A 21,369-nucleotide genomic window follows, 5' to 3' on the forward strand; every position below is an offset into this window, starting at 1 on the left:
ACACCCGTCAGGGCGGCCCCGGTTGACGCCGGGACCGCCCCGACCGGCTACCGCTCGACGCCGAGCGTGAGAGCGCCGGAGTAGCCAGCGGCCGGTGAACTGCCCAGCGCCGCAAGGGTGAGGAGGCCCGACGCGGCGCCCCCGTCGTCGTAGATCGAGTCCTGCGCGAGCGTTGTACGGGGCACCGTGTTCGTGTTGTACGGCGCCAGCGCGCCGACCCTCGCCGTGACCGTCTCGTCGAAGAACAGCTGGCCGGTGTGGAGTTCCTGGCCGCCGGTGAACGAGCCGTCCGGGGTGAGCGTGACGTTCGTGTGGACCTTCACGTGGATGTGGATGCAGCGTCCCCGGTACCAGCCCGGGTACACCGTCGTGAGGGTGGCGACCCCGGCGGAGTTCGTGAGGACGCCGCCGCGCAGGAACGTGCCGTTGTCCGGTTCGCTGTGGCCGTTGCTGCCGACGAAGCCGGAGTACTCGCCCAGCACGTCCGCCTGCCAGATCTCCACCAGCGCGTTCGGGATCACCGCGCAGGTGTCGTCGTCCACGACGGTGAGCGTGAGCTTCAGCGGGAAGCCGGCCTTGCCCTCGGTGATGTCCGCCCTGACGTACTGCCCGTCGAGGTAGTAGGGACCTTCTGTCAACTCCTTCGTCAGCGTGCAGACGGCCGCCGCTGCGACCGGCTGCGCCTTCACCGCCTGCGAGTCGGCCTCTCCTCGCGCGGACGCGACGCCTACGGCCAGGGCCGCGGCCGTCGCCCCGCCCGCGACCAGCACGGTGCGGCGGCCGACGGGGAGGCGGGGTTCTGGGGTGCTCGATGGTTTGACTGTCATGGACACGGCATCTTAGGAGGGGTTTCTGTATCTGAGCTGTCAGATAAGCAAAGTGATGGCTCGTCAAGTCATGTGTCGGACAGGAGTGTTGGAGGAGGAGGTGGGGCCCGGTGTTTTCGAAGAGTTTCGAGTGGTTGCCGGGGGCGTTGACGCGCAAAGGGTTCGCTTCTACCGTCCCGTCCGATGACGCGACCGCCGTTCGGGACATCGAACGGCAACCTCCCCCTCGAACTCCCCCTCGCCTCCCCCCACTTCAAGGAGCGTCCAGATGATCCGCACCTCCCGCCGGGCCGCCTTGCTCGCGGTACCCGCCGCGTTCCTGCTCGCGTTGATGCCGAGTGCGGCGTCCGCCTACCCCAACCCCGGCCGGGTGACGGGGAGTACGGTCGTTCACGACCCGACGATGATCCGGACGTCCGGCGGGCGGTACCTGGTGTACGGGACCGGGGGCGGGATCTCGTACCGGACCTCCACCGACCGGGTCGCCTTCAGCGCCGGGGCCGACGCCTTTGCCAACAAGCCGAGTTGGTGGTCCTCGTACGGGGCCACCGAGGCGTGGGCGCCGGACATCTCGTACCGTGGGGGCAAGTACCTGCTCTACTACGCCGTTTCGACCTTCGGGTCCAACAAGTCGGCGATCGGGCTGGCCACTTCGGCCACCGGGCTGCCCGGGTCCTGGACCGACCAGGGGACCGTCTACACCTCCGCCACCTCCAGCGACTACAACGCCATCGACCCCAACCTCTTCGTGAACGACGACGGCAAGTGGTGGCTGTCGTTCGGGAGTTGGTGGACGGGGCTGAAGATGATCCAGCTCGACCCCGGCACCGGCAAGCAGCTCGCGAGCAACACGACCCGGTACTCCATCGCGTCCCGCCCCACCGGGACGAAGGCGGTCGAGGCGCCGTTCGTGGTGAAGCGGAACGGGTATTACTACCTCTTCGCGTCGTACGACACCTGCTGCGCGGGCACGAGTTCGACGTACAAGGTCAAGGTCGGCCGCGCCACCGGTGTCACGGGCCCGTACTACGACAAGAACGGCGTCGCCCTGACGAACAACGGCGGCACCCCCGTCCTGGAGACCCACGGCAGTGTCATCGGCCCTGGCGGGCAGTCCGTCATGGCCGACTCCGACGGCGACCTGATCGTCTACCACTACTACGACGGCAACGACAACGGCACCCCCAAGCTCGGCATCAACCTGCTGAACTGGAGCTCGGGCTGGCCGGTGGCCTACTGACCGGCACCGCCACCGGCGCGAAGAAAGGGCGGCACCCGTAGTCCCCCAGTATCCCTCCCGATACTGAAGTACTACGGATACCGCCCTGGCTCTCAGGTACTACCCCGCCCCTACCCCGCCTGCCCCATCCCCGCCGCGTTCGGCCAGCTCCCCGCGTTCGGCCACCCCGTGGCCGGCGCCGGAGTCAACCCGTTCGTCCCCCGGACCTGAGCCGCGGTGAGCCCACCCCGCGCGGGCACACCGGGCGGGGTCATCCCCTGAGGCGGAACCGGAGTCGGCATCGGGGCCGGAGGAGGAGCCGGAACCGCCTGAGGCGCCGGCATTGGAATCCCCGCCCCGTTCGACGGCATAGGTATCTGCTGCGGCACCTGGGGAGCCATCATCGGCGCCCCCATCGGCGCCTGCCCCATCGGCGCCTGACCCATGGCCTGCCCCATAGGAGCCGGCGCGGCGGGCGGCGGCGCCATAGCGGCGGCAGGAGCCATGGCCGGTGCCATAGCGGCAGGCGCCATCGCAGGCGGCGCCATAGGCATCGGCGCCATAGGCATCGGAGCCATCGCCGCAGGCTGCATCGCAGCCGGAGCAGCCGGGGCCACCGGAGCAGCCGGAACCATGGAAGCCACCGGCGCCAAGGGAGTCGGCTGAACCGGCGGAGCCACCTGCGCAGGCAATCCGGCTCCGACGGCCGCCGCCATCGGAGCCGGGGCGCCGGCCGCGAGGGCCTGAGCGGCAAGTCCCTGCATGCCGGCGCCGTTCGTGACCAGCCGGTCGACAGCGGCCGTACCGGAGCTGTACCCCACCGCGGGGGCCAGCTCGGGCACGGGGTTGCCCCTGCGCGTCCCGTAGAGCACCTGTTCCATGCCGGACACCAGACGGCGTACGTCGACCTGGGGGCGCACCACGAGCCGCAGGAAGCGGCTGGAGGAGCCGATCTTGTTGCCGCACTCCCGGACCAGGACCCGGTGTTCGGTCAGCAGCCGGTCGCGGACCACCGTCCCCTCGGCCCCCACCGGAAGACGGACGAAGAGGAAGTTCCCCTGCGAGGGGTAGACCGTGAGACCCGGCAGCGCGGAGAGCTGGCTCGCCATCTCCAGCCGGTCCCTGCGCACCTGCATCAGACTCTGGGCGTACTCGGGCCCGTGGTCCTTCAGCATGAACACCACGTGCTCGGCGAAGGAGTTGAGGTTCCACTTCGGCAGCATCGAGCGGATCTTGCCGGCCAGCGACGGGTTCGCGACGAGGTAGCCGAACCGGATCCCGTGCAGCCCGAAGTTCTTGCCGAGGCTGCGCAGCACGATGACGTTCGGCCGCAGCATGGCCTCCTGGACGACGCTGGGCTCCTGCTCGGCGTCGGAGAACTCCAGGAACGACTCGTCGATGATGACGAGGTCGAGGTCGGCCATCGCGTCCATGAACTGCACCAGCGCCTGCCGGTGCTGGAAGCCGCCGTCGGGGTTGTTGGGGTTGCAGATCACGGCGACCCGCGTCCCCCGGGTGCGGATGAACTCCGCGTACTGCGCGAGGTCGAGGACGAACCCGTTGGCCTCCTGGAGCGGGAACATGTCGACCCGCTTGCCCGTCTCCATCGGCTGGTCGGTCCACCGGCCGAACGTCGGCACCGGCACCGCGAGCGACTCGCGCACCAGCAAGTGGTCGATCCAGGTGATGAGTTCGGTGGAGCCGTTCCCCATCGCCACGGCCTGCGGGGGGAGTTGGAGGAGGTTGCACAGCTCGGACGTGATCGTGTCGGCGCTGCTCGGGTAGTACGTGATGATGTCGCGGAACCGCGCCGCCATGTCGTCGTACATCGCGGGCGTCGGGAAGTACGGGTTGCACGGGATACAGAAGTCGACCGGGCCGGTGCCCTCCCCGCCTTCTCGCGTCAACGCGGCCATCGACGGGCTGTGCGCCGCCGTGCTGCGGAACAACGAGGTGACGTTGTCGGCCATGGAACCTCCGTTGTGGGCGGGCCCGTTGGGGACGACCGGGCCCGTCGCGGCTGGGCGGCCCGTGCGGAGAAGCACGGGCCGCCCTTACATACGGAGGCTGGGGTGACGCTGTTCACCCACTGAGAAATCGGTAAGAAGTTGTGAGTCTTCTGTGGGCAACAGCCGTACAGCTACGGCTGGTTCCCCAAAGCCCGGCCCCCAAAGGGAAGTTACCGCGCGCTGAAGGTGTGCACCGTCCGCGTCCGGTACGTCTGCCCCGGCCGCAGCGTCGTCGACGGGAACGTCGGCTGGTTCGGCGCGTCCGGGAAGTGCTGCGTCTCCAGGCAGAGCGCGTCACCCTGACGGTAGACGTGGCCGCCGGTCCCGGACAGGGTGCCGTCGAGGAAGTTGCCGGAGTAGAACTGCAGCCCCGGCTGGTCGGTGGCGATCTTCAGGGTGCGGCCGGTCTTCGGGTCGCGCAGCGTCGCGACGTGCACCGGCTTCGCCGTGATCCCCTTGTCCAGCACCCAGTTGTGGTCGAACCCCTTGGCCAGGATCTGCTGGTCGTGCCCGGCGCGGATGTCACGCCCGATGGGCTTGGCCTTGCGGAAGTCGAAGGGGGTACCGGCGACCCGCGCCAGCTCACCCGTGGGGATGAGGCCGGAGTCGGTCGGGGTGTAGCGGGTGGCGGCGATCGTCAGCTCGTGGTTCTCGATCGTGCCGCTGCCCTCGCCCGCGAGGTTCCAGTACACGTGGCTCGTGAGGTTGACGACGGTGGCCTTGTCGGTGGTGGCCTCGTAGTCGATGATCCAGTCGCCGTGCTTGGTGAGCGTGTACGTCACCTTGGTCTTGAGCGTCCCCGGGTACCCCATCTCCCCGTCGGCGCTGGTGTAGTGCAGGTGCAGCCCGACGTCCGTGCCCTTGACGAACGGCTCGACGCTCCAGACGTGCTTGTCGAAGCCCTTGGCGCCGCCGTGCAGGCTGTTGACGCCGTCGTTGACGGACAGCTGGTACTTCTTGCCGTCCAGGGTGAACTGGCCCTTGTCGATGCGGTTGCCGTACCGCCCGATCAGCGCACCGAAGTAGGGGGACTTGGCGACGTAGTCGTCCAGGTTGTCGAACCCGGCGGAGACGTTCGCGTAGTGACCGTGCCGGTCCGGCGTCTCCAGCGAGTGGACGATACCGCCGTACGACAGGACCTTGAGCTTCGTGCCGCCGTTGGCCAGCGACCAGACGTACACCTTGGTGCCGTCGGCGAGCGTGCCGAAGAGCTTCTTCGACGGCGTCTTGCCGCCGCCCGAAGCACCCCCCGAAGTACCCGCCCCTGAAGTACTGCCCGTGCTCGCCTCGGCCGTCCCGCCGAGGGTGCTCGCGGCGATACCCGCCGCTGCGGCGCCCGCGATGACCGTGCGTCTGTTCAGTTCCATATCTGCGGCCCCTTATGGGAAGGGCCCCACCCCCTCGGGGGTGAGGCCCGGAGATGGTTACGAACCGGACTTGCGCTTGTTCCACACGTCGAACCCGACCGCCGCCAGCAGGGCGAGGCCCTTGATGACCTGTTGCCAGTCGGAGCCGACACTCAGAAGGTTCATGCCGTTGTTCAGCACGCCGAGGACCAGACCACCGATGATCGCGCCGAGGACGGTACCCACACCGCCGCTCATGGACGCGCCACCGATGAACGAGGAGGCGATGGCCTCCAGTTCGAAGCTGAGCCCCGCCTTCGGAGAGGCCGCGTTCAGACGGGCGGCGACCACCAGACCCGCCAGGGCCGCGAGCACGCCCATGTTGAGGAAGACAAGGAAGGTGACCTTCTTGTCCTTGACGCCGGACAGCTTGGCCGCCGGGAGGTTGCCGCCGATCGCGTAGATGTGCCGCCCGAACACCGAGTTGCGCATCAGGTAGCCGTAACCCACCACCAGCACACCGAGGATGAGCAGGATGATCGGCGCGCCCTTGTAGCTGGCGAGCAGCATCGTCACCGCGAGGATCGCCGCCGAGATCGCGACGATCTTCAGCAGGAACAGGTTGCGCGGCACGACGTCGAGCGCGAACTCCTGCTGCCGCTTGCGGTCCCGGACCTCCTGGATGACCGTGAAGGCGATCAGGACGAACCCCAACAGCAGCGTGATGTTGTGGTAGTTGGTGTTCGGACCGGCCTCGGGCAGGAAGCCGTTGCCCATCTTCTGGAGCCCGTCGGGGAACGGGCCGAGGGTCTGGCCCTCCAGCAGGATCTCCGTCAGACCGCGGAAGAGCAGCATCCCGGCGAGAGTGACGATGAACGACGGTATGCCGAAGTAGGCGATGAGGAAGCCTTGTACGGCGCCGGCGACCGCGCCCACCAGCAGGCACAGCACCAGCGCGACCGGCCAGGACACGTTGTGCTGCACGGTCAGTACGGCCGCGAAAGCACCGACGAACGCCGTCACCGAACCGACCGACAGGTCGATGTGCCCGGCGATGATGACCAGCATCATGCCGATCGCCAGGATCAGGATGTAGCTGTTCTGGAGGACCAGGTTGGAGACGTTGCGCGGCAGCAGCAGGTCGCCGCCCGTCCACACCTGGAACAGCACGATGATCAGGCCGAGCGCGATCAGCATGCCGTACTGGCGCATGTTGCGGCGCAGGCCGTTCAGCATCAGCTGGAGCAGGTTGCCGCCGGCCCCGGAGCCCCCGCTCTTGCCGGGCGGAGCCGCTGCCGGGCTCTTGGTCACGTCGGTGCTCATCGCGTTACCTCTTTGTCCTTCGTCATCTGACGCATCAGCACTTCCTGCGTGGCCTCGGCCCGCGAGAACTCACCGGTGAGCCGCCCGGCGGCCATGGTGTAGATGCGGTCGCACATGCCGAGCAGTTCGGGCAGTTCGGAGGAGATGAAGACGACCGCCTTGCCCTGGGCGGCCAACTGGTCGATGACCGTGTAGATCTCGTACTTGGCGCCCACGTCGATACCGCGCGTGGGTTCGTCCAGGATCAGCACCTCGGGACCCGCGAAGATCCACTTGCTGAGGACGACTTTCTGCTGGTTGCCGCCGGACAGCTTGCCCACCGGCTCGAACACCGTCGGCGCCTTGATGTTCATCGACTTGCGGTAGCCCTCGGAGACCTTCTGCTCCTCGTGCTCGTCGACGATCCCCCGCTTGGCGACCTTGTTCAGCGCCGTCAGCGAGATGTTGCGGTTGATGGTGTCGATGAGGTTCAGGCCGTAGTGCTTGCGGTCCTCGGTGACGTACGCGATGCCGTGCTGGACGGCCTCGGCGACCGTCTTCGTGCGGATCTCGTGGCCGTCCTTGAGGACCGTGCCGCCGCCGTAACGGCCGTACGTGCGCCCGAAGACGTTCATCGCCAGCTCGGTGCGGCCGGCGCCCATCAGACCCGCGATGCCGACGATCTCCCCGCGCCGTACGTGAAGTGACACATCGTCAACCACCTTGCGGTGCTGGTCGATCGGGTGCCCCACGGTCCAGCCCTTGATCTCCAGGGCCGGCGCGTCGTCCATCTCCCCGTCGTACGTGCTGCGTTCGGGGAAGCGGTGGTCGAGGTCGCGGCCGACCATGCCGCTGATGATCCGGTCCTCGGTGGTCTCCGCGGCCTTCACGTCCAGCGTCTCGATGGACCGGCCGTCGCGGATGATCGTCACCGAGTCGGCGACCTTGCGGATCTCGTTGAGCTTGTGGGAGATGATGATCGAGGTGATGCCCTGGTTCTTCAACTCCAGGATGAGATCGAGGAGTTTGTCGCTGTCCTCGTCGTTGAGCGCCGCCGTCGGCTCGTCGAGGATCAGCAGCTTCACCTTCTTGGAGAGCGCCTTCGCGATCTCCACCAGCTGCTGCTTGCCGACGCCGATGTCGGCGACCCGGGTGTCCGGGTGGTCCGTGAGGCCCACCCGGCGCAGCAGTTGGGTCGCGTGCCGCAGCGTCTCGCGCCAGTCGATGAACCCGCCCTTGGCATGTTCGTTGCCGAGGAAGATGTTCTCCGCCAGCGAGAGGTACGGCGACAGCGCCAGCTCCTGGTGGATGATGACGATGCCGCGGTGCTCGCTCGCCCGGATGTCCTTGAACTCGCAGGGCTCACCCTCGAAGAGGATGTCCCCCTCGTAACTCCCGTGCGGGTGGACGCCGGAGAGGACCTTCATCAAGGTCGACTTGCCGGCGCCGTTCTCCCCGCAGATGGCGTGGACCTCGCCCTGACGGACGGTCAGAGTGACGTCCGAGAGCGCTTTGACACCGGGAAAGGTCTTGACGATCGAGCGCATTTCCAGGACGGGTCCCGCCATGGTCGTGCCTTCCAATCCTTAAGGGCCGACGCTTACTTGAGCTGGTCCGCCGTGTAGAAGCCGCTCTGGACGAGCTCCTTCTCGTAGTTGGTCTTGTCGACGCTCACCGGCTCCAGCAGGAAGGCCGGGACGACCTTCGTGCCGTTGTCGTAGGTCTTCGTGTCGTTGGTCTGCGGCGTCTTGCCGTTCAGCGACGCGTCGACCATGTCGGTCGCGGACTGGGCGAGCTTGCGCAGGTCCTTGAAGACCGTCATCGACTGCTGGCCGGCGATGATCGACTTCACCGACGCGATCTCGGCGTCCTGGCCGGTGATGACCGGCAGGGGCTTGGCGGCGGTGCCGTAGCCGTCGGAGCGCAGCGCGGCGATGATGCCGATCGAGATGCCGTCGTACGGCGAGAGCACCGCGTCGACCCGGCCCGAGGTGTACGTCGAGGTGAGGATGTCCTCCATGCGGCGCTGCGCGGTCGCGCCGTCCCAGCGCAGCGTGGTGACCTTGGTCAGCTCGGTCTGGCCGGACTTGACGACGAGCTTCTTCGAGTCGATGTACGGCTTGAGGACGCTCATCGCGCCGCCGAAGAAGTACTTGGTGTTGTTGTCGTCGTTGGAGCCGGCGAACAGCTCGATGTTGAACGGGCCCTTGCCGCTCGCGAGACCCAGCTTGTCGACGAGGTACTGCGCCTGGAGGCGGCCGACCTTCTCGTTGTCGAACGAGGCGTAGTAGTCGACGTTCTTCGTGCCGAGGATCAGGCGGTCGTAGGAGATGACCGGGATCTTCGCGTCGGCGGCCTGCTGGAGGACGTTGCCCAGCGACTTGTTGTCGATCGCCGCGATGATCAGCGCCTTGACGCCCTGCGTGATCAGGTTCTCGATCTGCGAGACCTGCTGGTCGGGCTCGTCCTCGCCGTAGACCAGCTTCGTCTTGTAGCCCTTGGCCTCAAGGTCCTTCACGACGTTCTTGCCGTCGGCGATCCACCGCTCGGAGGATTTCGTCGGCATCGAGATACCGACCAGGGCGCCCTTGGTGGTGTCGCCCGTCTTGTCGTCGCTGCCGCCCTCGCCGCTCTGGCCGCAGGCGGACAGGGTCAGGGCGAGGGAGGCGGCGCCGGCTATGGCGGCGAGTACGGCTCTGCGGTTGCGCATGGTGATCAATCCTTGGTTTCTCGTCGTTGAGAGGCCGGCGTCCCCGTCAGGCGCCGGGTCGTGCGAGCTATGACTGCTCAGTCCCCGGTCGGGAAGCGGTTGAGCGTTCCCGGCAGCCGGGAGCCGAGCGGCGCCATCGCGCCGTCCGCGCCGTGCCGGGCGAGCAGGTCCAGGGCGAGCCGGCCGCGCCGGACCCGTTCCCGGGCGGTGTCCAGGGTGACGTCCCGCAGATGGGTGCCCCACGGGTAGATCGAAGGAGCCTTGGACAGACCGAACTTGAGGTAGAGCGGTGCGCCGCGCCGGATCAGCTCGGCCACCTCGTACATCCGCACATAGCCGCCGAGGTCGTCGGGGGCCTCGATGTACATGTCCATGGGGGCGCCCGACACCCGCCGGATCTCGGTGAGGTGATCCAGCGTCAGATCGCTGGGGACGTTCAGCGAGTCGGCGCCGAGACGCTCGTAGACCGCGTACGCCGCCGGGTTGACCGGGCCGATCAGCGCGGACACCTTCAGCGTGGTGTCGGCGGGGATGATGCCCTGCTCGCGGGCGCGGTGCAAGGTCCACAGCACGCCCTCGTCGGCGACCAGCAGACACTTGACGCCCAACTCGGTTGCCCGGACGGCGTCTTCGACACAGCCGGCGACCGCGTCGTGGCCGCGGGCGCGCAGACCGCCGCCGCGCGAGTCGGTGCGCGTCGAGCCGCCGATGTCCCAGGTGCCGCGCGGGCCGGTGAACAGGCAGAGCTCGATGTCGCGTTCGGCGGTCGCCTCGACCATCTCGGTGATCTCGGCGTCGGACAGCATCCACACCCCGCTGCCCTGGCTGATCCGGTGGATCGGCACATCGAGGCGGGAGGACTCCTTGAGGATGACGGCCAGCGCTTCGGGACCCTCGCAGGAAGGGACCTCGGTGCGCCAGGTGCCGCCGCCCGGGAAGGTGTGGGCGGAGGCGTCGGCGGGGTCGAGGGCGGGCGCACCCAGGCCGAGCGCGGTGAGCACGGGCTCACCGGGACGACGGGCTGCCGGAACGGAAGCGTCGGTCACTAGCTTTCCTTCGTTGTCCTGGAGGTTCGATATTTCGGACGAGGTTCGCGGCTCGGGGTACGGGTGGAGCGCGGGGTAGTTCTCGGGAGCTACGGGGTGTACGCCGGTACGGGAACCGTCAGGTGTCCCCGTACCGGCGTACGACGTGAGGACTACGGCTTCAGCAGGACCTTGCCGACCTTCGGATCCCCGGAGCCGACCAGCTCGATCGCCTCCGAGAACTCCGCGAGCGGCAGCTCGTGCGTCACCAGGGGCAGCGGATCGAGGAGCCCGGCACCGAAGACCCGCACCGTGTGCGCCCAGGCGTCCGGCGGCGCCCCGAACACGGTGTGCACCTCCAGCTGCCGTACGACGAGGTCGGTCGGGTCGAGACCGTCGGCGCCCGGCGCCGGGATCCCGGTCAGCACCAGCCGCCCCCCGCGCCGCAGCAGCGAGGCCGCCGTACGCGCCGCCGAGGCGGAACCGGCCGTCTCGATCACCACGTCGAAGTCGTCCGGCAACTCCTGGTCGCGCGTCCGGAAGTCGCTCGCGCCGAACTGCCGCGACAGCGCCTCCCGGTCGCCCCGGGTGCCCACGACGAGCAGCTCGGCCGGCGAGCCCGCCTTCAGGAACTGAACGGCGAACATTCCGAGCGTCCCGGTCCCGACGACCGCCACCCGCTCGCCCGGCAGCGCGTTCGCCTTGATCGCGGCAGCCGCGATGCAGGCGGCCGGCTCCAGCAGCGCGGCGGCGGTCAGGTCCGCGTCGTCCGGCAGGACGTGCAGCAACCGCGCCGGAAGCGTCAGCGTCGAGGCCATCGCGCCCGGCTGCGTGAACCCGGTCTCCTCGTACCCGTCGGTGCACAGCGTCGTCTCACCGGCGTGACACCGGTCGCACACCTGGCAGTTGCGGAAGCCCTCCCCGACGACCTTGCGGCCTACGAGAGTTGAAGGCACACCGGCGCCGACGGCCTGGACGGTCCCGGACCACTCGTGACCCGGCGTGAGCGGGTAACGGACGTACCCCTCGGGCCTGTTGCCCTGGTACACCTCGCGGTCGCTGCCGCAGATGCCCGTCGCGTGGACCCGCACCAGCGCCTCGCCCGCCAGCGGCTCGCGCGGCGTGTGCGGCTCGACGCGGTGCTCGCCCGGCGCCTGGACGACGACTTGCGTGCTCACTGCGTGCCCTTCGGCTTGCGCTGCTCCCAGCCCTCGGCCCACAGGTCGAACCGGGCCTGCTGCTGCGGGAATTCGGCCGCCGCGTCGGCGTCGAACTCGACGCCGAGACCCGGGGCGTCCGACAGGTGGAAGTACCCGTCGACGACCTCCGGCGCACCCTTCACGATCTTCTTGATCTCCGCGTCCGCGAAGTCGTTGAAGTGCTCCAGGATCTTGAAGTTCGGTGAGCTGAACCCGACTTGGAGCGAGGCGGCGGTCAGCACGGACCCGCCGACGTTGTGCGGCGCGACGAGCACGTAGTGCGTCTCGGCGGTCGCCGCGAGCTTGCGGGTCTCCCAGATGCCGCCGATGTGGCCGACGTCCGGCTGGATGATGTCGACGGCCTGGCTCTCGAAGAGTTCGCGGAACTCGATGCGGTCGTGGATGCGTTCACCGGTCGCGACCGGGATGCCGACCTTCGCCGCAACTTTTTCGAGAGCTTTCAGGTTCTCCGGCGGGCACGGCTCCTCCAGCCACGCGGGCTTGAAGGGCGCCAGCTCGTTCGCGAGCCGTACGGCGGTGGCCGGCGAGAACCGGCCGTGCATCTCCAGCATCAGTTCGGCGTCCGGACCGATCGCGTCGCGCACGGCCTCGATCAGCGACACCGCGTACAGCGTCTCGTCGTGGTCCAGCTCGAAGTGGCCGGTTCCGAACGGGTCGATCTTCAGCGCCTTGTACCCGCGCGCCATCACGCCCTGCGCGGCCTTGTGGTACGCCTCAGGCGTCCGCTCGGTGGTGTACCAGCCGTTCGCGTACGCCTTGACCTTGTCGGTCACCTTGCCGCCCAGCAGCTGCCACACCGGCACGCCCAGGGCCTTGCCCTTGATGTCCCAGCAGGCCATCTCGATGACCGCGATGCCGGACATCACGATCTCGCCGGCGCGGCCGTAGTCGCCGTACTTCATCCGGCGCACGAGGTCTTCCGTCGCGAACGGGTCGGAGCCGAGAATGTGGTTGTTCTCGGCTTCGCGCAGGTAGCCGATCAGTGCGTCGGTGTGGCCCAGCATCCGGGTCTCGCCGACTCCGGTGATCCCTTCGTCAGTGTGCACCTGCACGTAGGTCAGGTTGCGCCACGGCGTCCCGACCACGTGTGTGCTGATTCCGGTGATACGCACGGATGTTGCCCCTCAGCTGTTCGAGATTTCGTCACACGTTCGAAATGCTGGCGTGACAGTAAGGATGGCGTGAGGGGAGTGTCAATGGGTCGAACGCATAACGGTTTCGACAGTTTCGCTCCGGGCGCCGAGGTTTCGGGCGCCTGTTCCCACGAAACCTCCACAGACTCGTCTAGGAAATCCCCGTGTCGGGAACCTAGTCTTCCCGCGTCATGGACTACTGCCACTCCTGCCGACGCCACCTGAACGGCGCACTCGTCTGCCCTGGCTGCGGCGCCGCTGCCGCGTCTCTACGCGCGTATCCCGAGGGGTACGGGGAGCAGGGCGGGGTGACTCAGGAGTCGTACGGGTACGAGCCGGCCCCGGAACCGGTCACGGAGCCCGTTATCGAATCGGTAGCACCCGAGGACCCCGCGAGTACTACGGGTACGACACCACTCGCGGAGGGTGGCCGCGCCGCCCGCCGCCGGGGCCGTACCGTCCCCCCGGAGAACGACGACGCCTACGACGACGATGGCGCCGACGGCGAGGACGCGCACCCCACGTCCGGAGCGAGCCGTCGCGATCGCAAGGCGTCCGCGCACCGAAGACGCCGTCGCCGTGTCGTCATGATCGCGGCCGGCGTGATCCTGCTGACGGCCGGTGTCGGCCTCGCGGAACTCGGCATGGACGCCCCCGGCTCCTCCTCCGGCAAGCCGGCGGCGGCCGGCGGCGAGTCCGCCGAGGTGGACGGCGCGTCCCCGACGCCCGGCGACCCGGCCCGCCCCCTGGACAACCCCTCACCTGCGACGTCCGGCCCGAGCGCGTCCGCCTCCCCGTCGGCCTCGCCCTCCCCCTCCGCGTCGGGCAGCGCGTCCCCGACGCCGACGGAGACGGGCCCCGGCACGGCCCCGGCCGACGCGGCGCCGACGGCCCCGGCAGGGTCCACCCCGACGGACCCCGACCCCACGAGCCCCTCGGCGGACCCGACACCCACCGCGCCGTCCCCGCAGCCGTCGCCGTCGGAAACCTGCAACCGTTTCCTGTGGTGGTGCACGTAGGCCGTACCTCGGGGGTACCGGGGTACGACCTACGTACGATGTGGAGCGCCCTGCCTCACATCGCGAGCACCGCCTCGTGCACCGCCCGCACCAGCCGCTCGTTCTCCGGCGCCGCCCCGCCCGGGAACGCCAGCCGGCGCCGGGTGTACCCGTAGGCGAACCCCCCGCGCGGATCGGCGAACGCCTGGGACCCCGCCGCGCCGCTGTGCCCGAAGGAGCCGGCGCCGAGGAACGGGTACGCGCTGTCGGCGACCGCCTGGAACCCGAGCCCGAACGATTTGTGCGTCCGCGCCACCAGGTCGTACCCCGTGGAGTGGATCTGCCCGACCTCGGCGATCGTGTCCGGCTTCAGCAGCGGAGGCCGCCCGTCCACCTCGAACAGCACCGCCGCGTACATCCCCGCGAGCCCCCGCGCGGCGCCGACGCCACCCGCCGAGGCGGGCCCCTTGGCGCGCACGGCACGGGAGTTGGCGTACGAGACGAGGTCCCCGGGATCCGGCACGTGCGTGTTGAACGCGATGGACGCCAGGGAGTGCGGGTCGCGGGCAACCGCGTCGAGTTCCGCCTGCTGCCGGGGAGTCGGCAGCATCGGCTGCACGGACCGGAAGCGCGGTTCCAGCGCCTCCGGCAGCCCGAGGAAGAAGTCGAGCCCGTACGGCCCCCGCACCCGGTCTTCGTACACTTCTTGAAGGCTGCGGCCGGTGGCCCGGCGCACCACCTCGCCCGTCAACGCCCCGATCACCAGGGCGTGATACCCGAACGCCGTGCCGGGGCGCCAGAACGGCCGCTGGTCGGCGAGGCGTTCGGCGAGCAGCCGGTCGTCGGCCAGCTCCGCGTCCGAGAAACCGGCGTCCAGACCGACCACGCCCGCGCGGTGCGTGGCCAGGTCCCGCAGGGTCAGCTGACCCTTGCCCTCGGCGGCGAACTCCGGCCAGTAGTAGGTGACTTTGCGGTCCAGCTCCAGCGTGCCGTCCTGGACGAGCAGCGCGAGGACCAGGTGCGCGGCGCCCTTCGACGACGAGAACACCCCGTACAGGGAGTCGGGACCGGCCTCCTCGCCGGCCCACAGGTCGACCACTCTGCGGCCGTCCGCGTACGCGCACAACTGGCCCTCGTAATCGGGCCGTTCGGTCGCCACGAACGCGGCGAACTCTTCCCGTACGGACGCGAAACCGTCCGCGACGGTGCCGTGGATCTCCAGGGTCATCCGCTCTCCTCAACCAGACCGCTTGCGTGTGCCATGGTGAACAAAGCCTGTGCGACCTGGGGGAATTCCCCCTTCGGATGATCCCTGAAGAGGGGTTCCGTGCCGAACAGGACGGCATGCGGCCCGCTCACGACCGACGGCCGCCCGGCTGCGGCGGCCGGACCGCCGGTGCCGTCGGACCGCGACCGCCAGTGGCCGGAGAGGAGCGGGTTCCCGGCGGCGTACGACTCCTCCACGCGCACCCCCGCGCCGAGGCCGGTGAACCAGACGGGGGCGTACGCGAACGCGTACCCCTTCGAGGAAGAACTCGCCACGCGGACAACCCCGTTGGCGTCCTCGTTGCCCTCGACGGCGGTCACCGCCAACAGCCCCGCCCCGGCGTTGACCTCAGCCCCGACGACGCCCCGGCCGACCAGCCCGTGCCCCGCCAGGAACGTGTCCAGCGCGCTGCGCGCGTCCGCGTTCAGGCCGGCGTGGTCGAGCCCGGCCGACGCGAACAGGACGTCCACGGAAGACCACTTGAAGCCCGCGTTGAGGACCTCGGTGGAGACCGGCGTCACCTCGAAGCCCATCTCCCGCAGGGCGAACAGCTCCCCGGAGGTGACGGCGGCGGCGACGCGGACCCGGTGCAGCGGGGCCGTGCCGGTGAACGGCGTCGCGGTGAAAGCGACATTGTGGGTGCGGGCGGCTGCCAGAGCCGCGCGGCGGGCGGACGCCGGGACGATGACACTGGTGGCGCTGTCCCGGCGTACCGAAACGCCTTGCTTCAGCAGGGAGTTGAGGGCCGCGTACGCGTTCGGGTCGTCCAGGCTCAGCCGGAGGTTGCCGTAGGACGGGACCGAACTCACCGGCGCCGCACGGGAGATGGCGTGTGCTGCGGGGAGGCGGCCCGTGGTGACCGGTTCGATCTTCGCGCCCCACAGGCGGCCCAGGCTCCAGCCCGAGATGTCGTACATCGTCGTGACCTTGCCGCTGATGTCGCGGCCGTCGGCCAACAGGGCGTTCGCCAGGCCGCGTTTGGGCTGGCGCATGTCCACGAGGTAGGTGCCCGCAGGGGAGTTGGCGCGGGTGACGCGTACGTCGTTGGCGATGAGGTGGTCGACCAGGCGGGCCGCTGCCGTCGTGCCGGACGGGATCAGGTACGCGCGCGGGAACTTCGTCGTGTAGACGTCCTCCGGGCCGATTCCCGGTACGCCGGGGACAGTTGCGGGGGAGACCGGGGTCTGGGCCGCGCCTCGCGCGCCGCGCCGGAAGACCTCGACCTGGTCGGCGATCAGCTGGGTGCGGCGGGTGCGGACGAAGTCGAGGGTGGCGTTCACGGCTGCGGCGGCGACCGCGGTGTTGATGCTTGAGCGACGCCGGAGTTCCTCGACCGGCAGGTTGTACGCCGAGTTGTTGACCGTGAGCGGGATCTCGACCGTGTGCGCGGCGACCGTGCCGTGGAAGGCCGCGTACTGCGGGGTGAAGATGGGCGGCCAGTCGTCCCAGCCCTCCTGCTGGTCGCGGAACGGGATCTGCGCGGGTTCGACTCCGTCCCGACTCGGCGTGTAGCCCAGGGAGTTGACGGACTTCTCCATGCCGAGGGCGTTCGCGTACGTGTTCTTCAGGAACAGGTCGTACTCGTAGTTCTCGCCGTGCGGGGGAGTGGTCGGCTCGATCAGGGTGCCGTTCACGTACCCGTGCAGGTCCAGCATGACCGCCGGCTGCTTGTCGATCTGGATCTGCCGCATCGCCCTCGTCTCCGGCTGCGAGGCCGTCACGAAGTCGCGGTTCAGGTCGAAGCCGTTCGCGTTCGCGCGGGTGCCGGCGATGCGGCCGTCCGGGTTGGCGGTGACGTTGAAGTACAGCCGGGTGTGGGCGAGGAGATCCTTCGTCCGGGCGTCGTTCGCCGTCGCGAGCCGCTCGATCACCTTCAGGGAGGCGTCGGTGCCCTCCCACTCGTTGCCGTGGATGTTGCTGTTGAAGAAGACGGGCGCCTTGTACCCGGCGACCTGCCTCGCCCACGACACCTTCGCGTCCTCGATCAGCCGCCGGGTCCGCTCCTGCATCCGCGCCTGCGCGGCACTCTCCGGCGCGGTCACGGTCACCAGGTACAGCCGATGCCCGCCCGCAGACCGCCCGGTGACCTCCACACTCACCCGGTTGCCCAGCCGCTGGAGCGAGTTCAGCTTGGTCGCGATCGCGTGATACGGGGTGAGCCCCAACTTGATGGACTTGTCACCGGAGTTGACGGGGTCCGGCGAGAGCACCACCCGCCGGGGATACCCCCGCGTGTCCTTCCCCAACTCGGCGACGGGCGCCCCGAGCGCCCGACTGGCCGCCTCCGCGCCCGAGTCGGCAGCACCGCCGGTGAACTCCCGTTCCCTGCTGGGCCGCTCGTTCTCCGCACTGGCCGTCCCCGGCCCCAACAAAAACGAACCCGCAACGGCCCCCACGACGCCGGCGATCAGCAACGGTCTGACAGGGATGGTTCTCGTGCTCCTCACGCGTACCTCCTCAGATCGGTACGGCGAGATGTACCCGTTCGACTCAACGGCAACAAGAGGGCGCGGAAATCACCACGGCTCGCACACGTACGCGCGAAGGCCGCACCCCACGTCCAGGGGTACGGCCTTCGGAGTGCGCGGGGCGGGGTCAGACCTTGACGACCATCTTGCCGATGTTGTCGCCGCGCAGGACGCCGAGGAACGCGTCGAGGGTGCTCTCGATGCCCTCGGTGACCGTCTCGCGGTACTTGAGGGCGCCGGAGGCGATCCAGGGGGCGACCTCGGCGACGAACTCGGGCTGGAGGTCGCTGTGGTCGCTGACGAGGAAACCCTCGATGCGCCCGCGCGTCTGGATGAGACGGGCGAGGTTGCGGGGGCCGGGGGCCGGCTCCGTGTTGTTGTAGATCGAGATCATGCCGCAGACGGCGATCCGGCCGTTGACATTGAGAGCGCCGATGGCGGCTTCGAGGTGGTCGCCGCCGACGTTGTCGAAGTAGACGTCGACCCCGTCCGGCGCGGCCTCGTGCAGCAGGTCGGAGACCTTGCCGGTCTTGTAGTTGAACGCGGCGTCGAAGCCGTACTCCTCGACGAGGAGCTTGACCTTCTCGTCGGACCCGGCGGAGCCGATGACCCGGGAGGCGCCCTTCAGCTTGGCGATCTGCCCGACCTGGCTGCCGACCGCGCCCGCCGCGCCGGAGACGAAGACGGAGTCGCCCTCCTTGAAGGCGCCGGTGCGCAGCAGGCCCGCGTACGCGGTGAGGCCGGTCATGCCGAGCGCGCCCAGGTACGTGGAGAGCGGCGCGGCCTCGGGGTCGACCTTGACGGACTGCTTCGCGTCGAACGTCGCGTACTCGCGCCAGCCGCCGAAGTGCAGGAGGTGGTCGCCGACCGCGATGCCCTCCGCGTTCGACGCGACGACCTCGCCGACCGCACCGCCCTGCATGGCCTTGCCCAGCTCGAACGGGGCGGTGTACGACTTCGCGGCGCTCATGCGCCCGCGCATGTACGGGTCCACCGACAGGTACTTGTTCCGGACCAGCACCTGACCCTCACCGGGCTGGCGGACCTCCGCCTCGACCAGGGCGAAGTCCTCGGTCTTCGGCCAGCCGACGGGACGGCTGAGCAGGTGCCATTCACGGTTGAGCATGGGGGGACCCTTCCTCACATTTACTTCATTACCTGAAACAACCATGCCTCTGGATATTTCATGTTGTCAAGTATCGGGGTACCCTGGTGAGCATGGCCACAGACAGCATCCGCCGCTACGACCCCCTCACCGTGGAAGTCATCGAACTCATCGGCGAGGTCGTGGCCCGCTTCCACGACGACTACGACTCGGCGGCCACGGAACACTCCCTCACGGGCGCGCAGGCCCGCCTGCTCAGCCTCCTCGCCGTCGAACCGCTCCCCATGCGCAAGATCGCCGAGCGCCTGAAGTGCGAGCCGTCGAACGTCACGGGCATCGTCGACCGCCTCGAAACCCGCGGCCTCGTCGAGCGCCGCCCCGCGCCCGCCGACCGCCGCGTCAAGCTCGCCGCCGCCACCGACGAGGGCCGCAAGGTCGCCCGCGACCTGCGCGACTCGCTGCGCTTCGCGCACGAGCCGTTCGCGGAGCTCACCCGGACCGAGCGGGAGGTCCTGCGCAGCTTGCTGCGCCGCATGATCGGCGAGCCCGAAGAAGGTTCGGGCGGAGCGGAGGGCGTTGTCAGTGGCGGCCGATAGAGTTTTCCCATGCGCGATCTTGGGGCGGGTTTCGGGTATCTGGTGCAGGGCCAGCGGTGGGTGGCCGGGCACGGGAGGCAGTACGGCTTCGGCCTGATCCCCGGCCTGATCACGCTCGTGCTGTACGTCGCGGCCCTCGCCTCCCTGATCATGTGGGGCGGCGACCTCGTCTCCTGGGCGACGCCCTTCGCCGACGACTGGTCCAGCCCCTGGCAGGGCCTCTTCCGCGGCTTCCTCACGGTCGTCCTGTTCGCCCTCGCGCTGCTCCTCGCGGTCCTCACGTTCACGGCCGTCACGCTGCTGATCGGCCAGCCGTTCTACGAGAGCCTCTCCGAGAGCGTCGACCGGGACGTCTCCGCCGACGGCACCGCCCCCGAGTCCGGCCTCCCCCTCTGGCGCGACCTCCTGATCTCCGCCCGCGACAGCCTCCGCGTCCTCCTGCGCGCGGGCCTGTGGAGCGTCCTCCTCTTCGGCCTCGGCTTCCTCCCCGTCGTCGGCCAGACCGTCGTCCCCGTGATCGGCTTCTTCGTCACCGGCTTCTTCCTCACGGAAGAACTCACCGCCGTCGCCCTCCAGCGCCGGGGCATCGACCTGCGCACCCGCCTCGGCATGCTGCGCTCCCGCAAGCTGCTCGTCTGGGGGTTCGGTACGCCCCTGGGCATCGCCTTCCTCGTCCCCGTCGTCGCCGTCTTCCTCATGCCGGGCGCGGTCGCCGGGGCGACCCTCATGTCCCGGCACCTGCTCGACGAGGAGAACCGCGCAGAGGACCACCAGGACGACGACGCGGAGGTGAACGCCGCTTGACCGATCTCAGCCCCCGCGCGCTCGGCCGTGCCACCCTCGCGCGGCAACTCCTTCTGCGCCGCGAGCCGTTGACGGTTCCCGAGGCGGTACGGCGCGTCCTCGCGCTCCAGGCTCAGCAGGCCGCGTCGCCCTATCTCGCCCTGTGGAACCGGGTCGCCGGGTTCGACCCCGCCGAGCTGGACACGGCGTTCGCCGAACAGAGCGTCGTCAAGGCGACGTTGATGCGGATCACGCTGCATGCCGTTCACGCCGACGATCACCTTGTCCTGCGCGGTGCCATGCAGCAGACGCTGTACGCCGCGCGCCTCGGGTACGCCTTCGCCGAAGCGGGGCTCACTCCCGCCGACGCGAACCGGGTCGTGCCGGAGCTGCTGGAGTTCGCGTCCCGGCCCCGTGTGTCGACCGAGGTCGAGGGGTGGTTGCGGGAGCGGCTCGGGGCGGAGAAGGCGGCGGGGGCGTGGTGGGGGTTGCGGGCGTATGCGCCGCTGCTCCATGTCCCCACGGGTGGGCCCTGGTTGTTCGGCGGGCCGCGTAACTCGTACGTCTCGGCGCCGGTCGGGGGAGGGTTTCCGTACGTTGACCGGGTGCCGGATCCTGTGGGGTTGCGGGAGTTGATCCTTCGGTACCTTGCCGCGTTCGGGCCGGCGACCGCTGCGGATGTTGCGCGGTTCGGGTTGCTGTACACGGGGCCGGTGAAGGAGGCGTTGCGGGAACTCGGGGATGAGGTCGAGCGGTTGAGTGGGCCTGGGGGTGTGGTCTATTACGACGTTCCCGGTGGGGTGCGGCCCGATGCGGACGTTGTTGCGCCGCCTCGGCTTCTGCCCATGTGGGACAGCGTGTTGTTGGCGCATGCGGAGCGGGGGAGGGTGTTGCCGGAGGAGTATCGGCGGGTGGTGATCCGGGTGAACGGGGATGTGCTGCCTACGGTGTTGGTGGATGGGCGGGTTGCGGGGGTGTGGCGGGTGGTCGACGGGGGGATCGAGGTGAGTGCGTTTCGGCGGATCTCGGGGGAGGCGTGGGAGGGGGTTGCGGCTGAGGCGGGGGAGTTGTGGGGGGTGTTGGAGGGGAGAGGTGGTGATCCGTACAAGAGGTACGGGAGGTGGTGGGGGAAGTTGCCGGAGGCGGAGGAGGTGCGGGTGGTGGGGGGTGCGCAATAGGGGGTGCCGCGATGGGGTGCGTTGGCGGGTGCGGCGCCGTTGTGGCTTGTCGCGCAGTTCCCCGCGCCCCTAAAAGACTTGCGACCCGCCGTTGCCAGCAGTCCCGCGCCGCTAAAAGAACCACGCCGGTCCGCCGTTGTAAGTTCCGCGCCCCTGAAAGAGCTGCGCCGAGCCGCCGGTGCA

General features: G+C 69.2%; 17 protein-coding genes. 5 read left to right on the forward strand and 12 right to left on the reverse strand.

What is annotated here, in order from left to right:
- Positions 1–47: 47 nt before the first annotated feature.
- Entirely contained in the window at positions 48–827 is a 780-nt protein-coding gene (locus J8M50_RS11205; RefSeq protein ID WP_010354738.1) for an intradiol ring-cleavage dioxygenase, read from the reverse strand.
- A gap of 268 nt (positions 828–1,095) precedes the next feature.
- Here J8M50_RS11205 and J8M50_RS11210 point away from each other — a divergent pair, with 268 nt between their 5' ends.
- Complete coding sequence (locus J8M50_RS11210) at positions 1,096–2,067, forward strand: arabinan endo-1,5-alpha-L-arabinosidase (RefSeq protein WP_010354737.1); 972 nt, start codon at positions 1,096–1,098, stop codon at positions 2,065–2,067.
- A gap of 110 nt (positions 2,068–2,177) precedes the next feature.
- On the opposite strand, the gene J8M50_RS11215 is transcribed toward J8M50_RS11210, so the two are convergent.
- From J8M50_RS11215 to J8M50_RS11250, 8 genes are all read right to left on the reverse strand, one after another.
- Positions 2,178–4,016, reverse strand: a complete 1,839-nt coding sequence (locus tag J8M50_RS11215; protein ID WP_010354736.1) for a pyridoxal phosphate-dependent aminotransferase — start codon at positions 4,014–4,016, stop codon at positions 2,178–2,180.
- Positions 4,017–4,225: 209 nt separating this feature from the next.
- Complete coding sequence (locus tag J8M50_RS11220; protein WP_010354735.1) at positions 4,226–5,422, reverse strand: aldose epimerase family protein; 1,197 nt, start codon at positions 5,420–5,422, stop codon at positions 4,226–4,228.
- Between the two features lie 57 nt (positions 5,423–5,479).
- Positions 5,480–6,724: a multiple monosaccharide ABC transporter permease gene (gene mmsB, locus J8M50_RS11225; protein ID WP_010354734.1), complete on the reverse strand. Its 1,245-nt coding sequence runs from the start codon at positions 6,722–6,724 to the stop codon at positions 5,480–5,482.
- A complete protein-coding gene (gene mmsA / locus J8M50_RS11230) occupies positions 6,721–8,271 on the reverse strand; it encodes a multiple monosaccharide ABC transporter ATP-binding protein (RefSeq protein WP_010354733.1) in 1,551 nt (516 codons plus the stop codon). Before mmsA ends, mmsB begins: the two co-directional genes overlap by 4 nt.
- Before the next feature lie 32 nt (positions 8,272–8,303).
- Positions 8,304–9,413, reverse strand: a complete 1,110-nt coding sequence (chvE, locus tag J8M50_RS11235) for a multiple monosaccharide ABC transporter substrate-binding protein (RefSeq protein WP_029184004.1) — start codon at positions 9,411–9,413, stop codon at positions 8,304–8,306.
- Positions 9,414–9,490: 77 nt separating this feature from the next.
- Positions 9,491–10,459, reverse strand: a complete 969-nt coding sequence (locus tag J8M50_RS11240; protein ID WP_010354731.1) for a hypothetical protein — start codon at positions 10,457–10,459, stop codon at positions 9,491–9,493.
- 152 nt (positions 10,460–10,611) lie between these two features.
- Positions 10,612–11,616, reverse strand: a complete 1,005-nt coding sequence (locus J8M50_RS11245; protein WP_010354730.1) for a zinc-dependent alcohol dehydrogenase — start codon at positions 11,614–11,616, stop codon at positions 10,612–10,614.
- Positions 11,613–12,770 (reverse strand): mandelate racemase/muconate lactonizing enzyme family protein, encoded by a 1,158-nt coding sequence (locus tag J8M50_RS11250; RefSeq protein WP_010354729.1) that lies wholly within the window; start codon positions 12,768–12,770, stop codon positions 11,613–11,615. The genes J8M50_RS11245 and J8M50_RS11250 overlap by 4 nt, the downstream gene beginning before the upstream one ends.
- Before the next feature lie 212 nt (positions 12,771–12,982).
- Here J8M50_RS11250 and J8M50_RS11255 point away from each other — a divergent pair, with 212 nt between their 5' ends.
- Entirely contained in the window at positions 12,983–13,810 is an 828-nt protein-coding gene (locus J8M50_RS11255; RefSeq protein ID WP_029184003.1) for an SCO2400 family protein, read from the forward strand.
- A 55-nt stretch (positions 13,811–13,865) separates the two neighbouring features.
- Here J8M50_RS11255 and J8M50_RS11260 read toward each other — a convergent pair whose 3' ends face one another.
- From J8M50_RS11260 to J8M50_RS11270, 3 genes are all read right to left on the reverse strand, one after another.
- A complete protein-coding gene (locus J8M50_RS11260) occupies positions 13,866–15,017 on the reverse strand; it encodes an EstA family serine hydrolase (protein WP_010354727.1) in 1,152 nt (383 codons plus the stop codon).
- Positions 15,014–17,503, reverse strand: a complete 2,490-nt coding sequence (locus J8M50_RS11265) for a M14 family zinc carboxypeptidase (protein ID WP_029184002.1) — start codon at positions 17,501–17,503, stop codon at positions 15,014–15,016. Before J8M50_RS11265 ends, J8M50_RS11260 begins: the two co-directional genes overlap by 4 nt.
- A 148-nt stretch (positions 17,504–17,651) precedes the next feature.
- Positions 17,652–18,650, reverse strand: coding sequence for an NADP-dependent oxidoreductase (locus J8M50_RS11270; protein ID WP_010354725.1), 999 nt, complete (start codon positions 18,648–18,650; stop codon positions 17,652–17,654).
- A 92-nt stretch (positions 18,651–18,742) separates the two neighbouring features.
- Between J8M50_RS11270 and J8M50_RS11275 the strand changes: the two genes are divergently transcribed.
- From J8M50_RS11275 to J8M50_RS11285, 3 genes are read left to right on the forward strand one after another with little or no spacing between them, the layout of a single operon-like run.
- Complete coding sequence (locus tag J8M50_RS11275; RefSeq protein ID WP_010354724.1) at positions 18,743–19,225, forward strand: MarR family winged helix-turn-helix transcriptional regulator; 483 nt, start codon at positions 18,743–18,745, stop codon at positions 19,223–19,225.
- A gap of 9 nt (positions 19,226–19,234) precedes the next feature.
- Positions 19,235–20,029 carry an EI24 domain-containing protein gene (locus J8M50_RS11280; protein WP_010354723.1) on the forward strand — a complete coding sequence of 265 codons (795 nt, stop codon included), beginning with the start codon at positions 19,235–19,237 and terminating at the stop codon, positions 20,027–20,029.
- Positions 20,026–21,186 (forward strand): winged helix DNA-binding domain-containing protein, encoded by a 1,161-nt coding sequence (locus J8M50_RS11285; protein WP_010354722.1) that lies wholly within the window; start codon positions 20,026–20,028, stop codon positions 21,184–21,186. The genes J8M50_RS11280 and J8M50_RS11285 overlap by 4 nt, the downstream gene beginning before the upstream one ends.
- The last annotated feature ends 183 nt before the right edge of the window (positions 21,187–21,369 follow it).

Origin of the sequence: Streptomyces acidiscabies (assembly GCF_020010905.1) — a bacterium.
In the GTDB taxonomy this organism is placed as follows: domain Bacteria; phylum Actinomycetota; class Actinomycetes; order Streptomycetales; family Streptomycetaceae; genus Streptomyces; species Streptomyces acidiscabies.